This is a genomic window from Micromonospora sp. NPDC005163 (genome assembly GCF_053599835.1).
Map to the genome: position 1 here is coordinate 1 of NZ_JBSFYP010000101.1, position 16,870 is coordinate 16,870.

Genomic DNA, 16,870 nt, shown 5'->3' on the forward strand with positions numbered 1-16,870 from the left:
GCGTAGAGAACTCCATGATCGATGGATCCCGTGCCTGTTTGCTACCCCCGGCCAGTCGTCTGTCCGAATCGGTGCCTACTGCCGGTCGCTCTTAGACCGTTCCTTTGACGGACCTGGGGGCGCTGTTGAGCAGGAGCGCGCGCCGCGCGGAGGCCACGTGGTGCCGCATTGCGGCGGCTGCTCCTTCGGGGTTTCGGGTTTGGATGGCTGTGACGATCGCGTGGTGCTCGCCGAGCGCGTCGGGTCGGCGGTGCTGCGTCGTCTGATCGCGGTACTGGCGTATCACCAGTGGGTACACCAACTGCTCTATGAAGGACTGCAGGATCGGCTGCCGTGCGCATTCGCGGATATGCTGATGGAATCTTGTGTTGAGCTTTGAGTACGTCGTGGCGTCGCGGAGGTACTCGGCATCGCCCATCTCTTGCCAGATCGACTCGAGGGCGGCGACCTCCTCGTCTGTGGCGCGTTCGGCGAATTTTGCGGCGACCGCCGACTCCAGGATCTCCCGAGCCTCGAGGACAGCGATGGCCTCGTCGAGGGTGAAGACCCGGGTGCGTACTCCTCGGTTGCGCTCTCGGGTCAGGTAGCCCTCTTGGGCAAGTCGGACGATGACTGATCGGATCGTGCCTCGTGACACCTCGAGCATCCCGGTGAGCTCGAGCTCGGTCAGGCGGGCACCGGGCTCGAAGTGGCCTGCCACGATGAGAGCTCTGAGGTCTTCGTAGGCCTGCATGAACCGGCTCGATGAGGCAAGATCTTCCTCGGGCTCGTTCATCTCAGTACTCACGCGCAGCCGGTCCCCTTTCCAGTCGCTCGAGCCCATCGTCGCAAACCGTGCGGCGGTACGCGCTCATGACCACGAATACAGCCGGCGAGACGTGGCGGCAAGAACCGTAGCGCGGGACTTCGGATCCACAGGTTCCAAGACGTCGATGGCGAGTGCAACGAGGTCGGTGAGGGGCTGCTCCGCGGCCGGGCAGTTCGACCCCCAAGCGATACGCTCCGCACCGTAACAGTCGAGTATCGCTTCGAGGAACTCAGCGGCGGCGGAAGGCCCGATGTCCTGGAGTCCTTCGAGAGCGCGGTGGGTGAGCTTCAGGTGGAGCCCGGGAGCGTCCGCGAAGGCGTTAACCAGGGCGGCGGCAGCGGACGGCGAGGCGCGGACATCCGGGTATCCACAGTGGTCGAGTAGTACCACGGCGTCTGGGTGGCGGCGGAGCAGCTCCTGCAGCGCGGGCTGTGTGTCCTCACCGAGCCGCAGCTGCAGACTCACCGGGACCGCTGTCTCAGCGGCGGCGGTCCAGAACGCGTCGGCCGCCTCGTCGATGAACCACAGACCTTGCTCTGCCACGGTACTGCCAGTGGTGAACAGACGTACGCCGGCCAGGCCCGCGGCTAGGTCTTTGGCCAGACGCTCGGGTGCGTCCGGGCTCGTCGGGTCGAAGGTGCCGACTGCAACGAACCGGTCCGGCCAGCGCTGTGCTGAGTCGATGACGTAGCTGTTGTCGTAGCCGTAGGCCGTGGTGGCCTGTACAAGCACAGCCTGGGCGACTCCCGCAGCGTCCATGCGCTCCAGCAGCCCTTCCGCCGTGATCGGTCGGGAGCCGGCCCACGCCGACTGCTTGCCTCCCAGCGGTAAACGGGGGTAGGTGTCGGTGTCGGGGGAGATGATGTGGCAGTGGCAGTCGACGATGTCCATGAGGTTCCTCGCTCCTGGATTCCGGGCGGGCATTCGAGAACGGTGAAGGTCAGCGGTCGGGGTAGTCGCCGGGGGCAAAGAGGGCTTCGCCGGCCTCGGTGTCGGTCAGCCCTTGGTCCTTGCTGAACCGCTGCAGCGCTGCCAGTGACGGCGCGTTGGCCCGTAGGCCGTAGGGGATCGGGTCGCCGCCGACCCGCGCCCGCTGTTTCGCCAGTCGGGGCAGGGCGGTGAAGTCGGGATCCTCCCCAGCCGCGAGCCGTTTGCCCTCGGCGAACGCGGCGTAGAGCTTAGTGGGCAGCTCCGGGTCCTTCTCGACCAGCTCGGAGCGGACGACGACCATCGAGTGGAGCGGGTAGATGCCGGTTCGCAGGTAGTAGTCGCGCTCGAGGATCTCGTGGTCGGAGAAGAGCGGGTAGGTCGAGGTGATCTCGGCGCCGGCGGCCGTCTCCCAACCGTCATGTGGGTTGCCGGCTCGTCCTGTGCCGGCGTTTCCGGTGAACGCCGCATCGATCTCCGACTCAGCCAGCAGGGTGCCGAGCGACCGTCCGTCATGGACCCGCTCGACGTTGGCCGGGGACCGGCCCTCGACGTGGTCGTCGTCGTCGACGACCCAGGTCACCTGGTGCAGGTCGACGCCGTACTCCTCCTCGAGGGCGCCACGCGCCCACACCCCGGTGCTTACCGAGTAGGCGCGCACGCCGACCCGGCGGCCCTCGAGATCGCGAGGTGCCACGATGCCCGACTTGGGCGAGCACTGGATATCGCCGTGGTGGAAGCGTCGGTTGAGGAAGACCGGGATGGCGATCAGGGGCACGCCTGCCTCGCGTGCCATCAGGTACGACACCGGCGCGAGTTCGCACACGTCGAACTTCAGGTCGCGAATCATCCGCCGGTACGCCGCGATGATCGGCCGCACGTCGACGCGCTTGGCAACGTATCCCCGCACGGCCGCACGACCGTCCAGGACAGCTTCGGAGTGAGCGTAATCGCCGAGGGCGACGGTCAATGGTTCCATGAGTCCTCCCAAGGGGTTTGTGCAACAATAGCCGGACCGTAGCACGATCGCGAGCCCTCCACCTCCGCACTTTGAGGCGGTTGCCGGTGCCGGTCAAATCGGCCCGGAGGTGCCAATTTGCAGGGCTTCCCGGTCGGATCCAGCCTTCTGGACCTTTTGCTGTGACCCCTTCACAAGACGTCAGGGGGCTGATACGGTCCGGGCAATCCACGATGATTGTTCTACAAAACAGTCGGGAGTGTTCGCTTGATCACCATTGCGGAACGAGTCTTCGTCCCCCATGCACCCGAGGTCGTCTGGGGAGTCCTGTCGGACCCGGCGACGGTGGTCTCCTGCATCGATGGCTCCGAGTTGGGGGAGCAGCACCATGACGGCAGCTTCGATGCCCGTCTCGCGATGAAGTTCGCGGCGATCCGGGTCTCCTTCGCCGCTCGGGTTTCTTTGAAACTGGAGGAGGTCGAGCGGGTAGGTCGTATGGAGGCACGTGGCGCCGACGGGCGTGGCTCGACTCGGGTTCAGGCCAACGCGATGTTTCTCGTGGTCCCAGCTGGGGCCGGATCCGAGGTGGTCCTCGACGGCGTTGTGGAGCTGAACGGTCAGCTGGCTGCCCTGGTCACCACCGGCGCGGCGGTCGTGGTCGACCGGATGACCCGTTCCTTCACTGAGAAGCTCACCGCCACGTGTGCCGAGCGCGACCCCTCCACGCCTGCGGCGGGCCCTGAGCCGGCGCCGCTGGGAGGGCCAGTCAAGAACGGGTTCGCAGCCCGGCTCCGCCGATGGTGGCAGCGCCGCCGAGAGGGCTGGGCGGCTCGCCGCTCCGGCCGCGCCGCTAGGAAGGTCGGCGCATGACGCGCCTGAACCAGGTGATCGACCTGCTCGACCGCGGCGAGACCGTCCTCGGCGGTTTCCTGGCTCCCGAGCCGGCGGCAGCGATCGCCGTGCGCGGCGTGCCGTACGACACCGTGATTTTCGAGGCCGAGCACAAGCCGTGGGACGCGCCGCTGCTCAAGGACGCCCTCCAGTATCTCCTGGACCGCCGCCAGGTGTTCGGCGCCGAGACCATCGCACCGGCGATCACGCCGCTGGTGCGGGTTCCCTCCAACGGTGGCGAGCGCTCCCAATGGCACGCCAAGCAGGTGCTCGACCTAGGCGCCTTCGGCGTGGTCTGGCCGCACGTCGACACTGTCGAGGACGCCCGCAACGCCGTGTCCGCCTGCCGCTACCCGCGGCTCGGGCGCGCCGCGGACGAGCCGCCGGGGATGCGCGGTGACAGCCCGGCGTGGGCTGCGCGCTACTGGGGTATTCCGACCTCGGAGTATTACGAGCGGGCTGACGTCTGGCCGCTGGCGCCCGAGGGCGAGATCCTGGTTGCGCTCATGATCGAGAGCGTCGAGGCAATCGAGAACCTCGACGCGATGCTCGACCAGGTCCCCGGTATCGGGCTGGTGCTGATCGGCGAGGGTGATCTGAGCCAGGAGCTCGGCGTGCCGCGCCAGTACGAGCACCCGAGCGTGCTTGAGCAAAAGGACCGCGTGCTGGAGGTTTGCGGCACTCACGGCGTCGCCGTCGGACACCCGCACGTGACCGAGAAGAACGTCGAGCAGGTGCTCGAGCAGGGCTACCGGGTGCTGTTGACCGCCCCGGTGGTCAGCCACCCGGGCCTCGACCGCGGCCGGGCGCTCGCCGGCCGGTGACCGGCTGACGAGCCGACACCGCCTCATCTGATCGATTCGGGGAGACCATGTACATCGACTGTCACACCCACTTCACGACGGTTCCCGATGCGCTCAAGCAGTGGCGCGACCGCCAGATCGAGGAGTACGAGCAGCACGGCCGGCGCCTTTCGCCGGACGGCCTCGAGATTCCCGACGAGGAGCTCGTACGCGCGCTCACCGAGGGGCAGCTGGCCCTCCAGGCGCAGCACGGCATCGACCTCGCGCTGCTCTCGCCCATTGCGGGCAAGATGGCGCACCACTACGGCGACCAGGAGACGAGCCTGACCTGGTCGCGGCTGAGCAACGATACGGTTCATCGTGCCTGCACGCTCTTCCCGGAAAGCTTTGTGGGAGTGGCGCAGCTGCCCCAGTCGCCAGGTGCCTCCCTCGACGCAAGTGTCGAGGAGCTGCGCCGCTGCGTGACCGAGCTTGGGTTCGTCGGCTGCAACCTCAATCCGGACCCCTCCGACGGCAGTTGGGACGCTCCGCCGATCACCGACCGCTCCTACTACCCGCTGTATGAGGCGATGGTGGAGCTCGGTGTGCCGGCGATGGTCCACACGTCGATGTCGGCCAATCCCGCCGTTCACGGCACCTGCGCACATTACCTCAACGGCGACACCACCGCGTTCATGCAGCTGTGCCGGTCCGACCTGTTCCGCGACTTCCCCGACCTCAAGCTGATCATTCCGCACGGCGGCGGCGCGGTGCCCTACCACTGGGGCCGCTATCAGGGCGTCATGCAGGACCAGGGCCGCGGCGACCTGCTCGACCTTCTGGGCGACAACATCTTCTTCGACACCTGTGTGTACTGGCGGCGCGGCCTGCAGTTGCTCGTCGACACCGTCCCGGCCTCGAACATCCTGTTCGCCTCCGAGATGATCGGCGCGGTCCGTGGCGTCAACGCCGAGACCGGCCGCCGTTACGACGACACGCGCTGGCTGCTGGATTCCCTCGACGGCCTCGACGAGTCCGACCGGGCGGCCATCTCGGCCGGCAACACGCTGCGCGTCTTCCCGCGCCTGGTCACCGCGCTCCAGGCGCGCGGCCTTCCCCTCCCGACCACCGGCCAGACCGCCGTGCCCACCGGCGCACGCTGAGTACTGGGCCGACGACACAAGACAGCAGAGGAGTACCGATGGTCAAGGTCTACGAGGCCATGGCGGAGGCATTCATCGCCGAGGGCACGACCAGCGTCTTCGGAATGATGGGCGACGCCAACATGCACTGGATGAACGCGATGGCCGAGCGCGGGGCCGAGCTGTTCGAGGCCCGGCACGAGGGCTCCGGGCTGGCCATGGCCGACGGCTGGGCCCGCGGCGCCGACCGGCCTGGGGTCGCGACGACGACGAGCGGCCCAGGCGTCACCCAGCTGGCCACCAGCCTGGTGTGTGCCGGCCGGGCCCGCACCCCGTTGGTCGTGATGTGCGGTGAGGCCTCGAGGGGCGACCTGACAGCCACCCAGTACCTCGACCAGCAGAAGTTCGCCGAGGGCGTCGAGTGCGGCTTCGTTCACGTGCTCACCCCAGCAAAGGCCCAGGACGCGGTCCGGCGCGCCTTCTGGCTGGCTCGGACGACGTCTCGCCCGGTGATGGTCAGCGCACCGACGGACGTGCAGCTGGCCGAGTTCGACGGGGCACCGACCTACGTCACCTCGACCGCGCTCATCGACCTCGCGCCCCGCATCCCCGACCCCGAGCGGATCAGAGAAGCTGCCGCCATCATCGAGGATAGCAAGCGCGTAGTCGTGCTGGTCGGCCGGGGCGCCCGAGCAGCGGACGTCGGCGCACAGGTGGTCGAACTGGTCGGGCTCACCCAGGCGCTGGTGGCCACCACGCTGCAGGTGAAGAACTGGCTGCGGGACCGCACCCCGTACTACGCCGGCATCTCGGGCCTGTACGGCACCCAAACCGCACACGAGCTACTCCAGGAAGCCGACTGCGTTGTGGCGGTGGGCGCGAGCCTCAACCAGTTCACCACCGAGCACGGCTATCTCTACCCAGTCGCACGGATCGTTCAGCTCGACCACGCCGACCAGGTGGTCACCGGCACAGGCCAGCCCGTCGACTGCTACGTCCGAGGCGACGCCCGGGCGTCCCTCGACCAGCTCGTCGCGACCCTGCGCGGCGGCCAGGCCCGCAGGGAGGGCTACCACCACGACGACATCGCCTCCCGGCTCCGCGACGCAGACGTGCTGCGCGAGCCCTTCCACCCGCAGGAAGGCCACCTCGATCCGCGTGAGGTCGTCCTCGCGCTCGATGAGCTGATTCCCGAGCAGGTGCCCCTCGTCCTCGGCAGCGGGCATCAGGTCGACTTCGGCACCATGCTCTTCATCAAGGCACGCGAGATCGTCAGCAACTACGGCATGTTCGGGGCGATCGGCCAGGCGCCGTTGATCACCATGGGCTGGAGCCTGGCTCGCGGCAAGAAGCCGACCTTCGTGGTCGAAGGCGACGCCAGCTTCATCATGCACCTCGCCGAGTTCGACACCGCCGTCCGCTACGGCTGGCCGGTGCTGGTGATCGTGATGAACGACGAGGCTCTCGGAGCCGAGTACCACAAGTCCGCGGCCCACGGGCTGCGTCCCGACCTCTCGGCCATCCCCTCGCCCGACCTTGGTGCGGTGGCCACCGCCATGGGTGGCCGAGGCGCAACCGTGAGGTCCATCGCCGACCTGCACGCCGCCGTGCGCGGGTTCGTCGCGGACCCCGCGCCGACCGTCGTCGACGTGCGCATCAGCCGTGAGGTCCTGAGCGTGCCCTACCGCCGACTCCACTTCGCTGAGGACATCTGATGCGACCCGCCCGACGTCCGACCCTCGCCTTACCGGAAAGGCCGCACCGATCATGACCTCGACCCAGATCGAGCTCCTCGTCAACGACCAGGAGTTCGCCGAGACCGCCGTCGCTGCCCTGAGCGCCGCGGACGGTGTCGGCGCCGTCATCGCCTCACCGCTGCGCCCCGTGCACAACGGGTTCCGCGCCTTCGTAGACCAAACCGACTACGAGGTCAGCGAGATCGCCATCGTCACGCTTCTCCAGGCAGTGGCCTTCGACAAGGATGTCCTCTTCCTCCCACTCACCGCACTGGGCCGGCGCCAGCACCAGACACTGATCAGCACCCGACCGCTCACGGTCGACGACCTCCGCGGACGCACCGGAGGGGTGCGGGCCTGGAGCCAAACCACCGGAGTCTGGATCCGCGGGGTCCTGGCCGAGCAGTACGGCGTCGACCTGACCTCGGTCAACTGGCGCACCTACTCGCGCGGCCACGTGCCCGAGCAGGCCGAGCCCGCGTGGGCGACCCCAGCCGAGGACCGCGCTTCACTTGCCGACGACCTGCTCGAGGGCCGCGTCGACTTCGCCATCATGGGCAACGACCGGCCGGCCGACCCCCGGGTACGAAGCATCATCGAGGACCCGGTGGCCGCGGCCGACGCGTGGTCCGCCGAGGTCGGCTTCGTCCCGGTCAACCACGTGCTGGCCGTCCGCGGCGCGACCGCCCGGGCGGTGCCCGAGGCCATCTGCGCCATGTACGACGCCCTCGCAACCCGTCTGGAGGCCCGCAACCAACAGCAGGCCGGCCTCCCGCTCCACCCGGTCGGGTTCGAGGCGCTGCGGCCCGCGGTCACCGCCGCGGCCCGGTTCGCGACCGACCAGGGGCTGCTGCCCCGCCCCCTCGACTACGACGAGCTCGTCTCCCGCACCTGCGCCGGCCTCGGCGCCGACCCGTCCCGGTTGGGAGCCTGAGATGCCCGCACCGCTCCGGATCGCCCTGCGCGACTACGGCCACACCCGCCCCCTCCTGGACGGCACCGTCCCGGTGGAAGGTCAAGAGGTCGAGTTCGTCGATGTCGAGCCCATCCACCGGGCGTTCGCGCCGATGGTGCGTGAGCTGCGCTACGACGTGTGCGAGCTGGCGATCGCGACCCTGCTCCAGGCCGTCGAGGCCAAGGTGCCGGTCGTCGCGCTGCCGGTCGTGTTGCACGGCAACTTCCACCACCGCTCCCTGTGGGGCTGGGGCGAGCAGCAACTGCGTCCCGAGGACCTGCGCGGTCGGCGCGTCGGCGTACGGGCCTACAGCCAGACCACCGGCCTGTGGGTGCGTGGTGTGCTCAGCGACACCTACGGCGTCAACTCCGACGAGGTCACGTGGGTGACCAGCGAGGATGCGCATGTCGAGGGTTACCGCGAGCCCGGAAACGTCGAGCGGACCTCGTCCAGGCTGGTCGACGCGCTCCGCGCCGGTGAGGTCGAGGCCGTCGTCATGGGCGCTCGCTCCCTCGACCACGTCGAGGGTCTCGTACCGCTCGTCCCGGACTACAAGGAGCGGCAGGAGACCTTCCTGCACGAGCGCGGCTGGGTGCCGATCAACCACCTCGCCGTGGTGCGCCGCGACCTGCTCGAACGCGACCCCGACGCCGTCGCCGCGGTCTACCGCGCGCTCAGCACCGGCATCGACACGGCCCGGCCGACGCAGCCCGAGGGAACCACGCGCGAGCTCGTCGTCCAGCACGACATCACCGACCAGTTGCTCGAGGCCCTGGACACCGCGATCCGCTACGCCCGAGAGCAGCAGGTCATCCGTACTCACCTCGACGCCCGCTCGCTGTTCGCCGACTTCGAGAAGCACGTGGGGACGCCGTGACGCCCCTCCCTCACCTTGCCATCACCTGGCCACCGCCACCTTCCAACCGACCGAGGACGAGCTGATGGACTACTTCGACACCCACACCCACGCCATCTCCACCGACACAACGACCTACCCCGCCTCTCCGTTGGCTGGCACCCGCTCGGAGTGGTCGCAGGTCCGCGGCGTCGACGTCGACGGGCTGGTCCGAACCCTCGACGACGCCGGCGTCGAGCGCGCCGCGCTCGTCCACGCCTCGACCGTCTACGGCTTCGACAACTCCTACGCTGCCGACGCCCTCGCCCGCCACCCTGAACGCCTGGTCGGGGTCTGCTCGGTCGACTTCCTCGCCGAGACCGCCGTCGCCGACCTGCGGCACTGGATCGAGGAGCGTGGCTTCACCGGGGTTCGCATCCGGGTCTCCGACGGCACCACCAAAGTCCCCACACCGGGCGCCGGGGTCTCTGACGAGCGTATGGCCGGGGTGTGGAAGTACGTCGCCGCGCATCGAGTCCCGGTGTGCATCCAGATGCACTCCAAGGACACTGACAAGCTGCTCCAGGTGCTGGAAACCCACCCCGGACTCACGATCCTGCTCGACCACCTGGGCCGGCCCAACCCGGCTGGGGGCCCGCCCTACCCGCTCCTCGGAGAGCTCGGGCGGCTGGCCGCCTACAGTGGCGTGCACCTCAAGATCACCCCGCCCGCGCTCAAGCGTCTCGACGCCGACCCCGAGGCCGATGCCGTCGAGCTGCTCCAGCGCATCGTGGCGATCTTCGGTCCGGAGCGCCTGACCTGGGGATCCAACTTTCCTGCGTCCGAGGGGAGCGTGCGCGACCTGCGCGACGCGATCGAGGCTCGCCTCGGATGGCTCGACGACGAGGCGCTCGCCGGCGTCCTCGGTGGCAACGCGGCCCGCCTCTACGACCTGTCTGCGGCCGCCCGATGAGCACCGGCCTGGACGGGCATTCGCCCGCACACCGAGGAGGAAGCATGACCGACAAGGACGTCACCACCGAGTTCCACCACGACCGGCCCAACGGTTCCCGGACGGCCCGCCCTCGCCGGGTCCTCGCGTTGATCACGACGCTGGGTTTGGCCTGCGCAGGTCTCGCCGCGTGCGGCGATTCATCGGGCGCCGCCGACCTGCCGACCTCCATGCAAGACCTGGTCGCGCAAGCCAAGGAGGAGGGTGAGGTCCAATGGTCGGCTCCCAAGCCGATCAAGCAGATGCAGCCTGCCATCGACCTGTTCGAGCAGAAGTACCCCGGGATCACGGTCAAGTACACCAACACCAAGGCCCCGGACCAGGTCAACCAGTTGAAGGTCGAACAAGCCGCGCGCAAGGTCTCGGTCGACGTGGCCAACGCCGGCGGCCTGACCGTCGTACCGTCGGCCGGCCTCGCCGACGCCATCTCGTGGGCCGACTACGACATCGCCGACGAGAACATCTTCGAGAAGAACTTCGTCTACATCTGGGCGGTACCCAAGGTCTGGGCCTACAACACCGACAAGGTCAATCCGGACGAGGTGCCGCGAACCTGGGACGACCTGCTCGACCCGAAGTGGTCCGACGGGCAGATCTCCGCAGAGGCACGGGCGTCGTTCATGACGGTGTGGAACCTCGACCCGCAGATGGGTGAGGACAAGGCTATCGCCTGGGGCAAGGAATTCGCAGCTCAGAAACCCCACTACACACCCACGACCACCGAAGCCCAGGCCCCAATCGAGTCAGGACAGGTGTCGATCGGGACCAGCCTGATCAACCTGGTGCTGGAAGCCCAGAAAAGCGGCGCCCCCGTCGCCCTCGCACCGCTGTCACCCACCAACGCCAACGAGAGCTATCTCTACGTACCCAAGGGGGCGCCGCATCCAGCCGCCGCCGTGCTGCTCACCTCGTTCCTGTCCAGCGACGAGGCCCAGCAGGCACTGTCGAAGACCTACAACTCGCGGATCCCGGTCGACACCGACTGCTCCGACCCCGGCGAGAACGCGGTTCTGCAGGCGATCTGCGACGCGAACCTGAAGTGGTTCGCGACGCCGGACATCGACGCCTATAAGGCACTGACCGACTTCTTCCCCAAGGCCGAGAAAGCTCTCGGGACCAACGTCAACTAGCCGGCCGACGCCGTGTTGAGCAGAAAACGAAGACAGAGGTGAGACCACGATGGGTACGACGACGGCCGACGAGGTGGTGGTGGTGCCGACGCAACCGCCGCCCGGAGGCACCCGGCGGCGCACGGGACGGCGGCCACGAGGCAACCGGACAATCGTGGGCACGCTGGTCAACCTAGCGATGATCCTGCTCGTCGGTTACCTGGTGATGGTGCCGCTGGTGATTCTCATCTACAGCAGCCTCAAACCGACGACCACCGAACTGCCGTTCCAAGTCCCGGGCTTCTCTTTCGACAACTTCGAGGCGGTCTTCAGCTCCTCAAGGCTCCAGGAGGTCACGCTCAACACGGCGATCTACGTCGTGGGATCGCTGGCAGTGGCCCTGGTGCTCAGCATGAGCTTGGCCTACCTGTTCGAGCGTACCGACCTGCCGGGACGCAGATTCCTCAGCCCCATGGCCCTGGCCCCGATGGCAATCCCGGTCACCGTGACCGCGATCGCCTGGGCCCTTGCGGCCAACCCGGCCAACGGTCCTCTGGCCGTGGCCCTGCGGGAGCTGTTGGGCTGGGACATCGACATCTACTCGCTGCCGGGCATGATCTTGGTGACGGGGCTCTTCGGGATGCCGAGCATGTATCTGATCATCGCGCCTGCCTTCGCTCGGTTGAACCCCGAGCTGGAGGAGGCCGCGGCCGCGGCGGGGGCGTCACTGTTCCGGCGCCTGCGCCTCGTCGTCTTCCCACTCATCGTGCCAGCCGTGTCGGCAGCTTCGATGCTGCTCGTGGTGGTGGTGCTGGAAGGGTTCGCCATCCCGGCCATCCTGGGCATCCCCGATGGCACATTCGTCTACAGCAGCCTGATCCAGTACTCGCTGCAGCCGCCCAACGGCGTCGCGAACTACGGTCAGGCGAGCGCCTACGGCGTCCTGATCCTGGTGCTGTCGATGGTGATGCTGCTGGTCTACCGGCGGCGGGTGCGCGACACCTCGCGGTTCAAAGTGGTGGTCGGCAAGGGGTACCGGCAGAACCGGGTCGCCTTGGGCAGGTGGGGAACTCCGCTCTTCCTGGTGGTCGTGCTCTACATGTTCCTGGCCGTCGTGCTGCCCGTCGCTGCACTCGTATGGACCAGCCTTTCGCCGTACGGCCGGTCCATCAGCCTGTCCGGTCTCAAGAGCCTGACGTTCGAGCCGTACCAGAGAGTATTTTCTTCACCCGAGTTCGGGCAGATCTTGTTCAACACCACCCAGGTCGTGCTGGTCACCGCGACGGTGACCACTGTGCTGTCGGTCTGGCTGGCACTGGCCGCAACGCGCCGGCAGTTCTGGGGCAGCACGATGCTGTTCGAGGCGACGTTCCTGGTCTTCGGAATCCCCAGCGTCGTGCTTGGTGCCGGGATCCTGTTCCTCTACCTGTTCGTGCCGATCCCCATCTACGGGACGGTCTGGATCATCGTAGTCGCTTTGACGACCCGGTTCCTGCCGCGCGGCTCCCGCGTCGTGCAGGCCGCGTTGATGCAACTCGACGACGGGCTGGTGGAGGCGGCTCGGGTGACCGGCGCATCGAGCTTCACCGTTACCCGGACGATCGTGCTGCCGCTCCTGAAGCCCGTGCTGTGGAAGAACTGGTTCTGGGTCTTCGTCCACGCCCTCGGCCAATTGCCGATCGCCCTGCTGCTGACCGGCTCAGACAACAAGACGCTCGTGGTGCTCCTGTGGGACACCTTCACTTCGAGCGTGAATTACCCGGAGGCGAGCGCCTTGGCGGTGACTCTCCTCGTCGTCTCGATAATCACCATGTGGCTGGTCAACCGCCGCGGTGAAGTGGAGGAAGCATGACCGTGACAGACAACCTCACGACTGAGGGCGTTCCCGGTGCAGGGACGGGCCGCCCCACAACTGGGGCCGTGTCCGTGCGCGGTCTGCGCAAGTCCTACGACCGGACGGTCGGGAAGGACTCGGTGTACGCCATCGACGACGTGTCGTTCGAGATCCCGCGTGGAGAGTTCCTGACCCTTCTCGGACCCAGCGGCTGCGGCAAGACCACCACACTGCGCTGCGTGGCCGGGCTGGAGCGGGCCACCGAGGGCCGGATCCAGATGGGGGACACGGTCGTCCTCGACTCCTCGACCGGCAAGCACGTGCGCACCGAGGACCGGCCCATTGCGATGGTGCCCCAGTCCTATGGGATCTGGCCGCATATGACGGTCTACGACAATGCGGCGTTCCCCTTGCACCACGGGCGGAACCGGCGCCGCAAGAAGGACGTGCGCGGCCGGGTCCTCGAGGTGCTCGAGCAGGTCGGGCTCTCCGGCATGGCCGGCCGATGGGCCACCCAGCTCAGCGGCGGGCAGCAGCAGCGGCTGGCCCTGGCCAGAGCGTTGCTCGGCGACCCCCAGGTCCTGCTGCTTGACGAGCCGCTGTCTAACCTGGACGCCAAGTTGCGTGCCCGGCTGCGCCACGAACTACGGGAGTTCCAGCAGCAGTTCGGGGTGACCGCGCTCTACGTCACCCATGATCAGGCCGAGGCCCTCGCGCTCTCCGACACGGTGGTGGTGATGAACCATGGCCGCATCGAGCAGATCGACAGTCCGGCCGGGCTCTACGACCACCCACGGACCTCCTTCGTCGCCGACTTCATTGGCAGCGCCAACCTGATCCCGGCGGAGGGAGCGGCCCCAGGCCAGGACGGCGTCGTCGTCGCCCGCACCGCGGTCGGGGCCGTCACGTGCGCACGGCCGACCCCGGGAGTCTCCGCCGAGAAGCACACCGGTGGGTTCGTCTGCGTTCGTCCCGAGGACGTCGAGCTCAGGCGCACTCAGGGCTCGGACCAGGTCGCGGGCTCGGAGTTCGCCGCCGTGGTCGAAGCCGCCGAGTTCCTCGGTGACCGGCTCGAGGTAGTCGTCCGCGCCGCCGACGTCAGACTTGCGGCGTTCACCCGACCCAGCCTGGGGCTGCGCCCCGGAGACGCGGTCGGCGTACGGCTCGGCCCGGGCAGTACCAGCTACCTCACAAACTGACCCGGTGTCACTCAAGCCGGGCAGCCCTCGACGAGGCCGACTCGTCGAGGGCTCCCGCCGGGCCGGCTCCTCGCTCCAGGTGCCCAACTACCGCCTGTACTTCATCGGGCAGACGGTCTCTGTCATAGGCAACCAGATGCAACTGGTCGCCGTGGCCTTCCTGGTCCTCGATCTGACCCACAGCGGCACCGCCCTGGGGGTCGCCATCGCCACCCGGCTCGCCCCGCTGTTCGTCCTCGGACCGATCGGCGGGTTGGTGGCCGACCGGATAGACAAACGCCGGATCCTCTACTTCACCCAGTCCCTCTCAGCTGTCGGAGCCCTGGTCCTGGCCCTGCTGACCTACCTGGACCTGGCCAGCTACCCGCTCGTCCTGCTCCTCTCCCTCGTGATGGGTTCCGTGCTCGTCCTCGACAACCCGGCCCGCCAGAGCCTGATCGGCGAACTGGTCTACCGAGAGGTACTGGCCAACGCCGTGGTCCTCAACACGGTGTCGGTCAACGTCGCCCGGGCCGTCGGAGCGGTGCTCGGCGGAGCGCTGGTCGCCGCTGTCGGAGCCTCGACCGGATTCCTGCTCAACATGCTGACGTTCCTGTTCGTCCTGATCACCCTGGCGCGGATGCGGACCTCACAGATCCGGGTCACCGTGCCCGTGCCTCGCCGGCCCGGCCAGCTTCGCGAAGGGTGGCGCTACACCGTGCACACACCGGAGATCGCCCTCCCGCTGCTCATGCTCACCGTGACTGGAACGCTGGCCTATGAGTACCCGACCACGCTGCCACTCCTGGCCGTCGACGCCTTCTCCGGCGACGCGCGCACTTACGGCTGGATGGCGGCGTCGATGGCGGCCGGCTCGGTCGTGGCCGGACTGGCGGTGGCCGGCCGGAAGACCCCACCGGGCTACCACACGCTGGCCCTGACCTGCGTCGGCTGGGGGATCGCCATGCTGGCCGCGGCCGCGGCCCCGACCCTCGGCACCGAGCTGCTCGTGCTGTTCGCCGTCGGCTACGCGAGCATGAGCATGAACGCGACCTCCAAGACGGCCATGCAGCTGGCCGCCCGCCCAGAGATGCGGGGACGGGTCATGTCGCTATGGGCGATGAGCTGGACCGGCAGCGCAGTCATCGGCAGCCCGGTCGTCGGCACGGTCGGCGAGCACCTCGGCAGCCGATGGGCGCTCGTCGTCGGCGGTCTTCCCACCCTTGTCCTCGGCGTCGTCGCCTGGCCACACATGCGACGAGTCGCGCGCCAGTTGGCATCCGTTCGGTCAGCACCTGTCGGCTGGGCGACGGAGGAGAGCGAGTGAAGGTCGACCGCGGTGTGAGCAACGCCCGGCTCGCGTCTGACATCCGGATCAGCGTAGGACGGTTGAGACGACGCCTTGTCGCTCAGGGAGGCGACCGAACGGCTCCCTCGCTGGGAGCGATGGCCGTCCTGTGCGCGTTGGATCGGCATGGGCCGATGAGCGTGGGGGAGCTGGCCGCGTATGAGCAGGTCCGTCCGCCGAGTATGACCCGCACCGTCACCTCGATGGAGAAAGCCGCCTGGGTACGCCGGGTCCCCGACTCCCTTGATCGGCGCGTGACCTGGATTGGGCTCACCGACCACGGTCGTGACCTCGTTGCAGCTGACCGGCAGGCCCGCGACGCGTGGCTGGTGCGACAGTTGCGCGCACTGGAGCCCGAGGAACGAGAAGTTCTACGTCGTGCTGCTCCAATCTTGGAGATGCTGTCGCGGCAGGACTGATGTCGGATGGGATGAAGACAACGTCGGGACGTGAAACTACTAGGGCGTGCCGAACCGTCCTGATTCCCGCGTTGGGGATTCGGAACAGTCTGGTGCGCATCAAACCCGGGATGGTTCACTGACGCCGATCCTGTTGAAGAACACGCCGGGTGTCTTGCGAATGAGGACCTGAGAGGGCATTCGATGAACCGGTGTCCCGCTATAACCTATTTGCGGCGTGCCCTATTCTGCCGCTTTGCGGTTTGGATGGTGATACGACTCCGCCCTGACGGGCCAGTCGACGCCTGTTTCGTCTCGCTTCACGTACCAGATTCCGTCTGACGTAGATCTGGCCGTGAATCGCCGTCCCTGTCGCCTGCGACCCTCACCGCTCCGTCCAGAGTAGATCTCTGCCATGACCGCTCGCCGCGCCTACCCGTCCGACATCTCCGACGCCCGCTGGGCGCTGATCGCACCGACACTGCTCGCCTGGCAGAAGGCCCGCCTCGACCGGCGACCCACCGGCGAGCCGGCCCGCACCGACGTCCGAGAGGTGTTCAACGCCATCCTCTATGTCAACCGGACCGGGATTGCCTGGAAGTACCTGCCTCATGCCTTTCCGCCACACACCACGGTGTACTACTACTATGCCGCCTGGCGCGACGAAGGCCTCTTCGCCCAGCTCAACGTCGACCTGACCGCCCTGGCCCGGGTGAAGGCCGGCCGCGATGCGCAGCCCACCGCCGCGGTCGTCGATACACAGAGCGTGAAGACGTCCACGAACCCACCGACCGCCACGCAGGGAACCGACGCGGCCAAGAAGATCGTCGGACGCAAACGCAGCGTAGTCACCGACACCCTGGGGCTGCTGCTGGCCGTCATCGTCATGGCCGCCTCCGCCACCGAGAACACCGCCGGAATCCAAGCCTTGGAGCAGGTCAAGGCCACCCATCCCAC

Annotated in this window: 16 protein-coding genes; 13 read left to right on the forward strand and 3 right to left on the reverse strand. The window is 67.8% G+C overall.

From position 1 onward, the window contains the following. Positions 1-91: 91 nt before the first annotated feature. The 3 genes from ACWD6N_RS35190 to ACWD6N_RS35200 all read right to left on the reverse strand — a co-directional run bounded on the left by ACWD6N_RS35190 (position 92) and on the right by ACWD6N_RS35200 (position 2,714). On the reverse strand, positions 92-787 hold the full coding sequence (locus ACWD6N_RS35190; RefSeq protein WP_450006331.1) for a GntR family transcriptional regulator: 696 nt from the start codon (positions 785-787) through the stop codon (positions 92-94). Between the two features lie 63 nt (positions 788-850). Next, the gene (locus tag ACWD6N_RS35195) at positions 851-1,699 is read right to left on the reverse strand and encodes an amidohydrolase family protein (protein ID WP_450006333.1); all 849 of its coding nucleotides are present in this window, start codon (positions 1,697-1,699) and stop codon (positions 851-853) included. 49 nt (positions 1,700-1,748) lie between these two features. After that, entirely contained in the window at positions 1,749-2,714 is a 966-nt protein-coding gene (locus ACWD6N_RS35200; RefSeq protein WP_450006335.1) for an ABC transporter substrate-binding protein, read from the reverse strand. Between the two features lie 246 nt (positions 2,715-2,960). Here ACWD6N_RS35200 and ACWD6N_RS35205 point away from each other — a divergent pair, with 246 nt between their 5' ends. The 13 genes from ACWD6N_RS35205 to ACWD6N_RS35265 form a co-directional block, all read left to right on the forward strand. Beyond that, the gene (locus ACWD6N_RS35205; protein WP_450006337.1) at positions 2,961-3,563 is read left to right on the forward strand and encodes an SRPBCC domain-containing protein; all 603 of its coding nucleotides are present in this window, start codon (positions 2,961-2,963) and stop codon (positions 3,561-3,563) included. A gap of 14 nt (positions 3,564-3,577) precedes the next feature. Then, the gene (locus ACWD6N_RS35210) at positions 3,578-4,408 is read left to right on the forward strand and encodes an HpcH/HpaI aldolase family protein (protein WP_450006339.1); all 831 of its coding nucleotides are present in this window, start codon (positions 3,578-3,580) and stop codon (positions 4,406-4,408) included. Between the two features lie 47 nt (positions 4,409-4,455). Next, entirely contained in the window at positions 4,456-5,529 is a 1,074-nt protein-coding gene (locus ACWD6N_RS35215; protein WP_450006341.1) for an amidohydrolase family protein, read from the forward strand. Between the two features lie 38 nt (positions 5,530-5,567). Further along, positions 5,568-7,223, forward strand: a complete 1,656-nt coding sequence (locus ACWD6N_RS35220; protein ID WP_450006343.1) for a thiamine pyrophosphate-binding protein — start codon at positions 5,568-5,570, stop codon at positions 7,221-7,223. Positions 7,224-7,275: 52 nt separating this feature from the next. Beyond that, the gene (locus tag ACWD6N_RS35225; RefSeq protein ID WP_450006345.1) at positions 7,276-8,178 is read left to right on the forward strand and encodes a hypothetical protein; all 903 of its coding nucleotides are present in this window, start codon (positions 7,276-7,278) and stop codon (positions 8,176-8,178) included. Between the two features lies 1 nt (position 8,179). Then, positions 8,180-9,076 (forward strand): hypothetical protein, encoded by an 897-nt coding sequence (locus tag ACWD6N_RS35230; protein WP_450006347.1) that lies wholly within the window; start codon positions 8,180-8,182, stop codon positions 9,074-9,076. A 64-nt stretch (positions 9,077-9,140) separates the two neighbouring features. Further along, complete coding sequence (locus ACWD6N_RS35235) at positions 9,141-10,007, forward strand: amidohydrolase family protein (RefSeq protein WP_450006348.1); 867 nt, start codon at positions 9,141-9,143, stop codon at positions 10,005-10,007. Between the two features lie 44 nt (positions 10,008-10,051). Next, positions 10,052-11,176: an ABC transporter substrate-binding protein gene (locus tag ACWD6N_RS35240; protein ID WP_450006350.1), complete on the forward strand. Its 1,125-nt coding sequence runs from the start codon at positions 10,052-10,054 to the stop codon at positions 11,174-11,176. Positions 11,177-11,225: 49 nt separating this feature from the next. Then, positions 11,226-13,007 (forward strand): ABC transporter permease, encoded by a 1,782-nt coding sequence (locus ACWD6N_RS35245; protein WP_450006352.1) that lies wholly within the window; start codon positions 11,226-11,228, stop codon positions 13,005-13,007. A gap of 68 nt (positions 13,008-13,075) precedes the next feature. Continuing rightward, the gene (locus tag ACWD6N_RS35250; RefSeq protein WP_450006354.1) at positions 13,076-14,188 is read left to right on the forward strand and encodes an ABC transporter ATP-binding protein; all 1,113 of its coding nucleotides are present in this window, start codon (positions 13,076-13,078) and stop codon (positions 14,186-14,188) included. Between the two features lie 4 nt (positions 14,189-14,192). Further along, the gene (locus ACWD6N_RS35255) at positions 14,193-15,494 is read left to right on the forward strand and encodes an MFS transporter (protein WP_450006356.1); all 1,302 of its coding nucleotides are present in this window, start codon (positions 14,193-14,195) and stop codon (positions 15,492-15,494) included. 119 nt (positions 15,495-15,613) lie between these two features. Beyond that, complete coding sequence (locus ACWD6N_RS35260; protein WP_450006360.1) at positions 15,614-15,934, forward strand: MarR family winged helix-turn-helix transcriptional regulator; 321 nt, start codon at positions 15,614-15,616, stop codon at positions 15,932-15,934. Positions 15,935-16,328: 394 nt separating this feature from the next. Further along, positions 16,329-16,870, forward strand: a 542-nt coding sequence (locus tag ACWD6N_RS35265) for an IS5 family transposase (protein WP_450006358.1), incomplete at its 3' end; no start/stop codon positions are given.

Coding starts and splice junctions, on each gene's coding strand:
- ACWD6N_RS35195 (WP_450006333.1), bottom strand. CDS start 1,699: ATGGACATCGTCGACTGCCACTGCCACATCATCTCCCCCGACACCGAC.
- ACWD6N_RS35200 (WP_450006335.1), bottom strand. CDS start 2,714: ATGGAACCATTGACCGTCGCCCTCGGCGATTACGCTCACTCCGAAGCT.
- ACWD6N_RS35215 (WP_450006341.1), top strand. CDS start 4,456: ATGTACATCGACTGTCACACCCACTTCACGACGGTTCCCGATGCGCTC.
- ACWD6N_RS35220 (WP_450006343.1), top strand. CDS start 5,568: ATGGTCAAGGTCTACGAGGCCATGGCGGAGGCATTCATCGCCGAGGGC.
- ACWD6N_RS35225 (WP_450006345.1), top strand. CDS start 7,276: ATGACCTCGACCCAGATCGAGCTCCTCGTCAACGACCAGGAGTTCGCC.
- ACWD6N_RS35230 (WP_450006347.1), top strand. CDS start 8,180: ATGCCCGCACCGCTCCGGATCGCCCTGCGCGACTACGGCCACACCCGC.
- ACWD6N_RS35235 (WP_450006348.1), top strand. CDS start 9,141: ATGGACTACTTCGACACCCACACCCACGCCATCTCCACCGACACAACG.
- ACWD6N_RS35240 (WP_450006350.1), top strand. CDS start 10,052: ATGACCGACAAGGACGTCACCACCGAGTTCCACCACGACCGGCCCAAC.
- ACWD6N_RS35245 (WP_450006352.1), top strand. CDS start 11,226: ATGGGTACGACGACGGCCGACGAGGTGGTGGTGGTGCCGACGCAACCG.
- ACWD6N_RS35260 (WP_450006360.1), top strand. CDS start 15,614: ATGGCCGTCCTGTGCGCGTTGGATCGGCATGGGCCGATGAGCGTGGGG.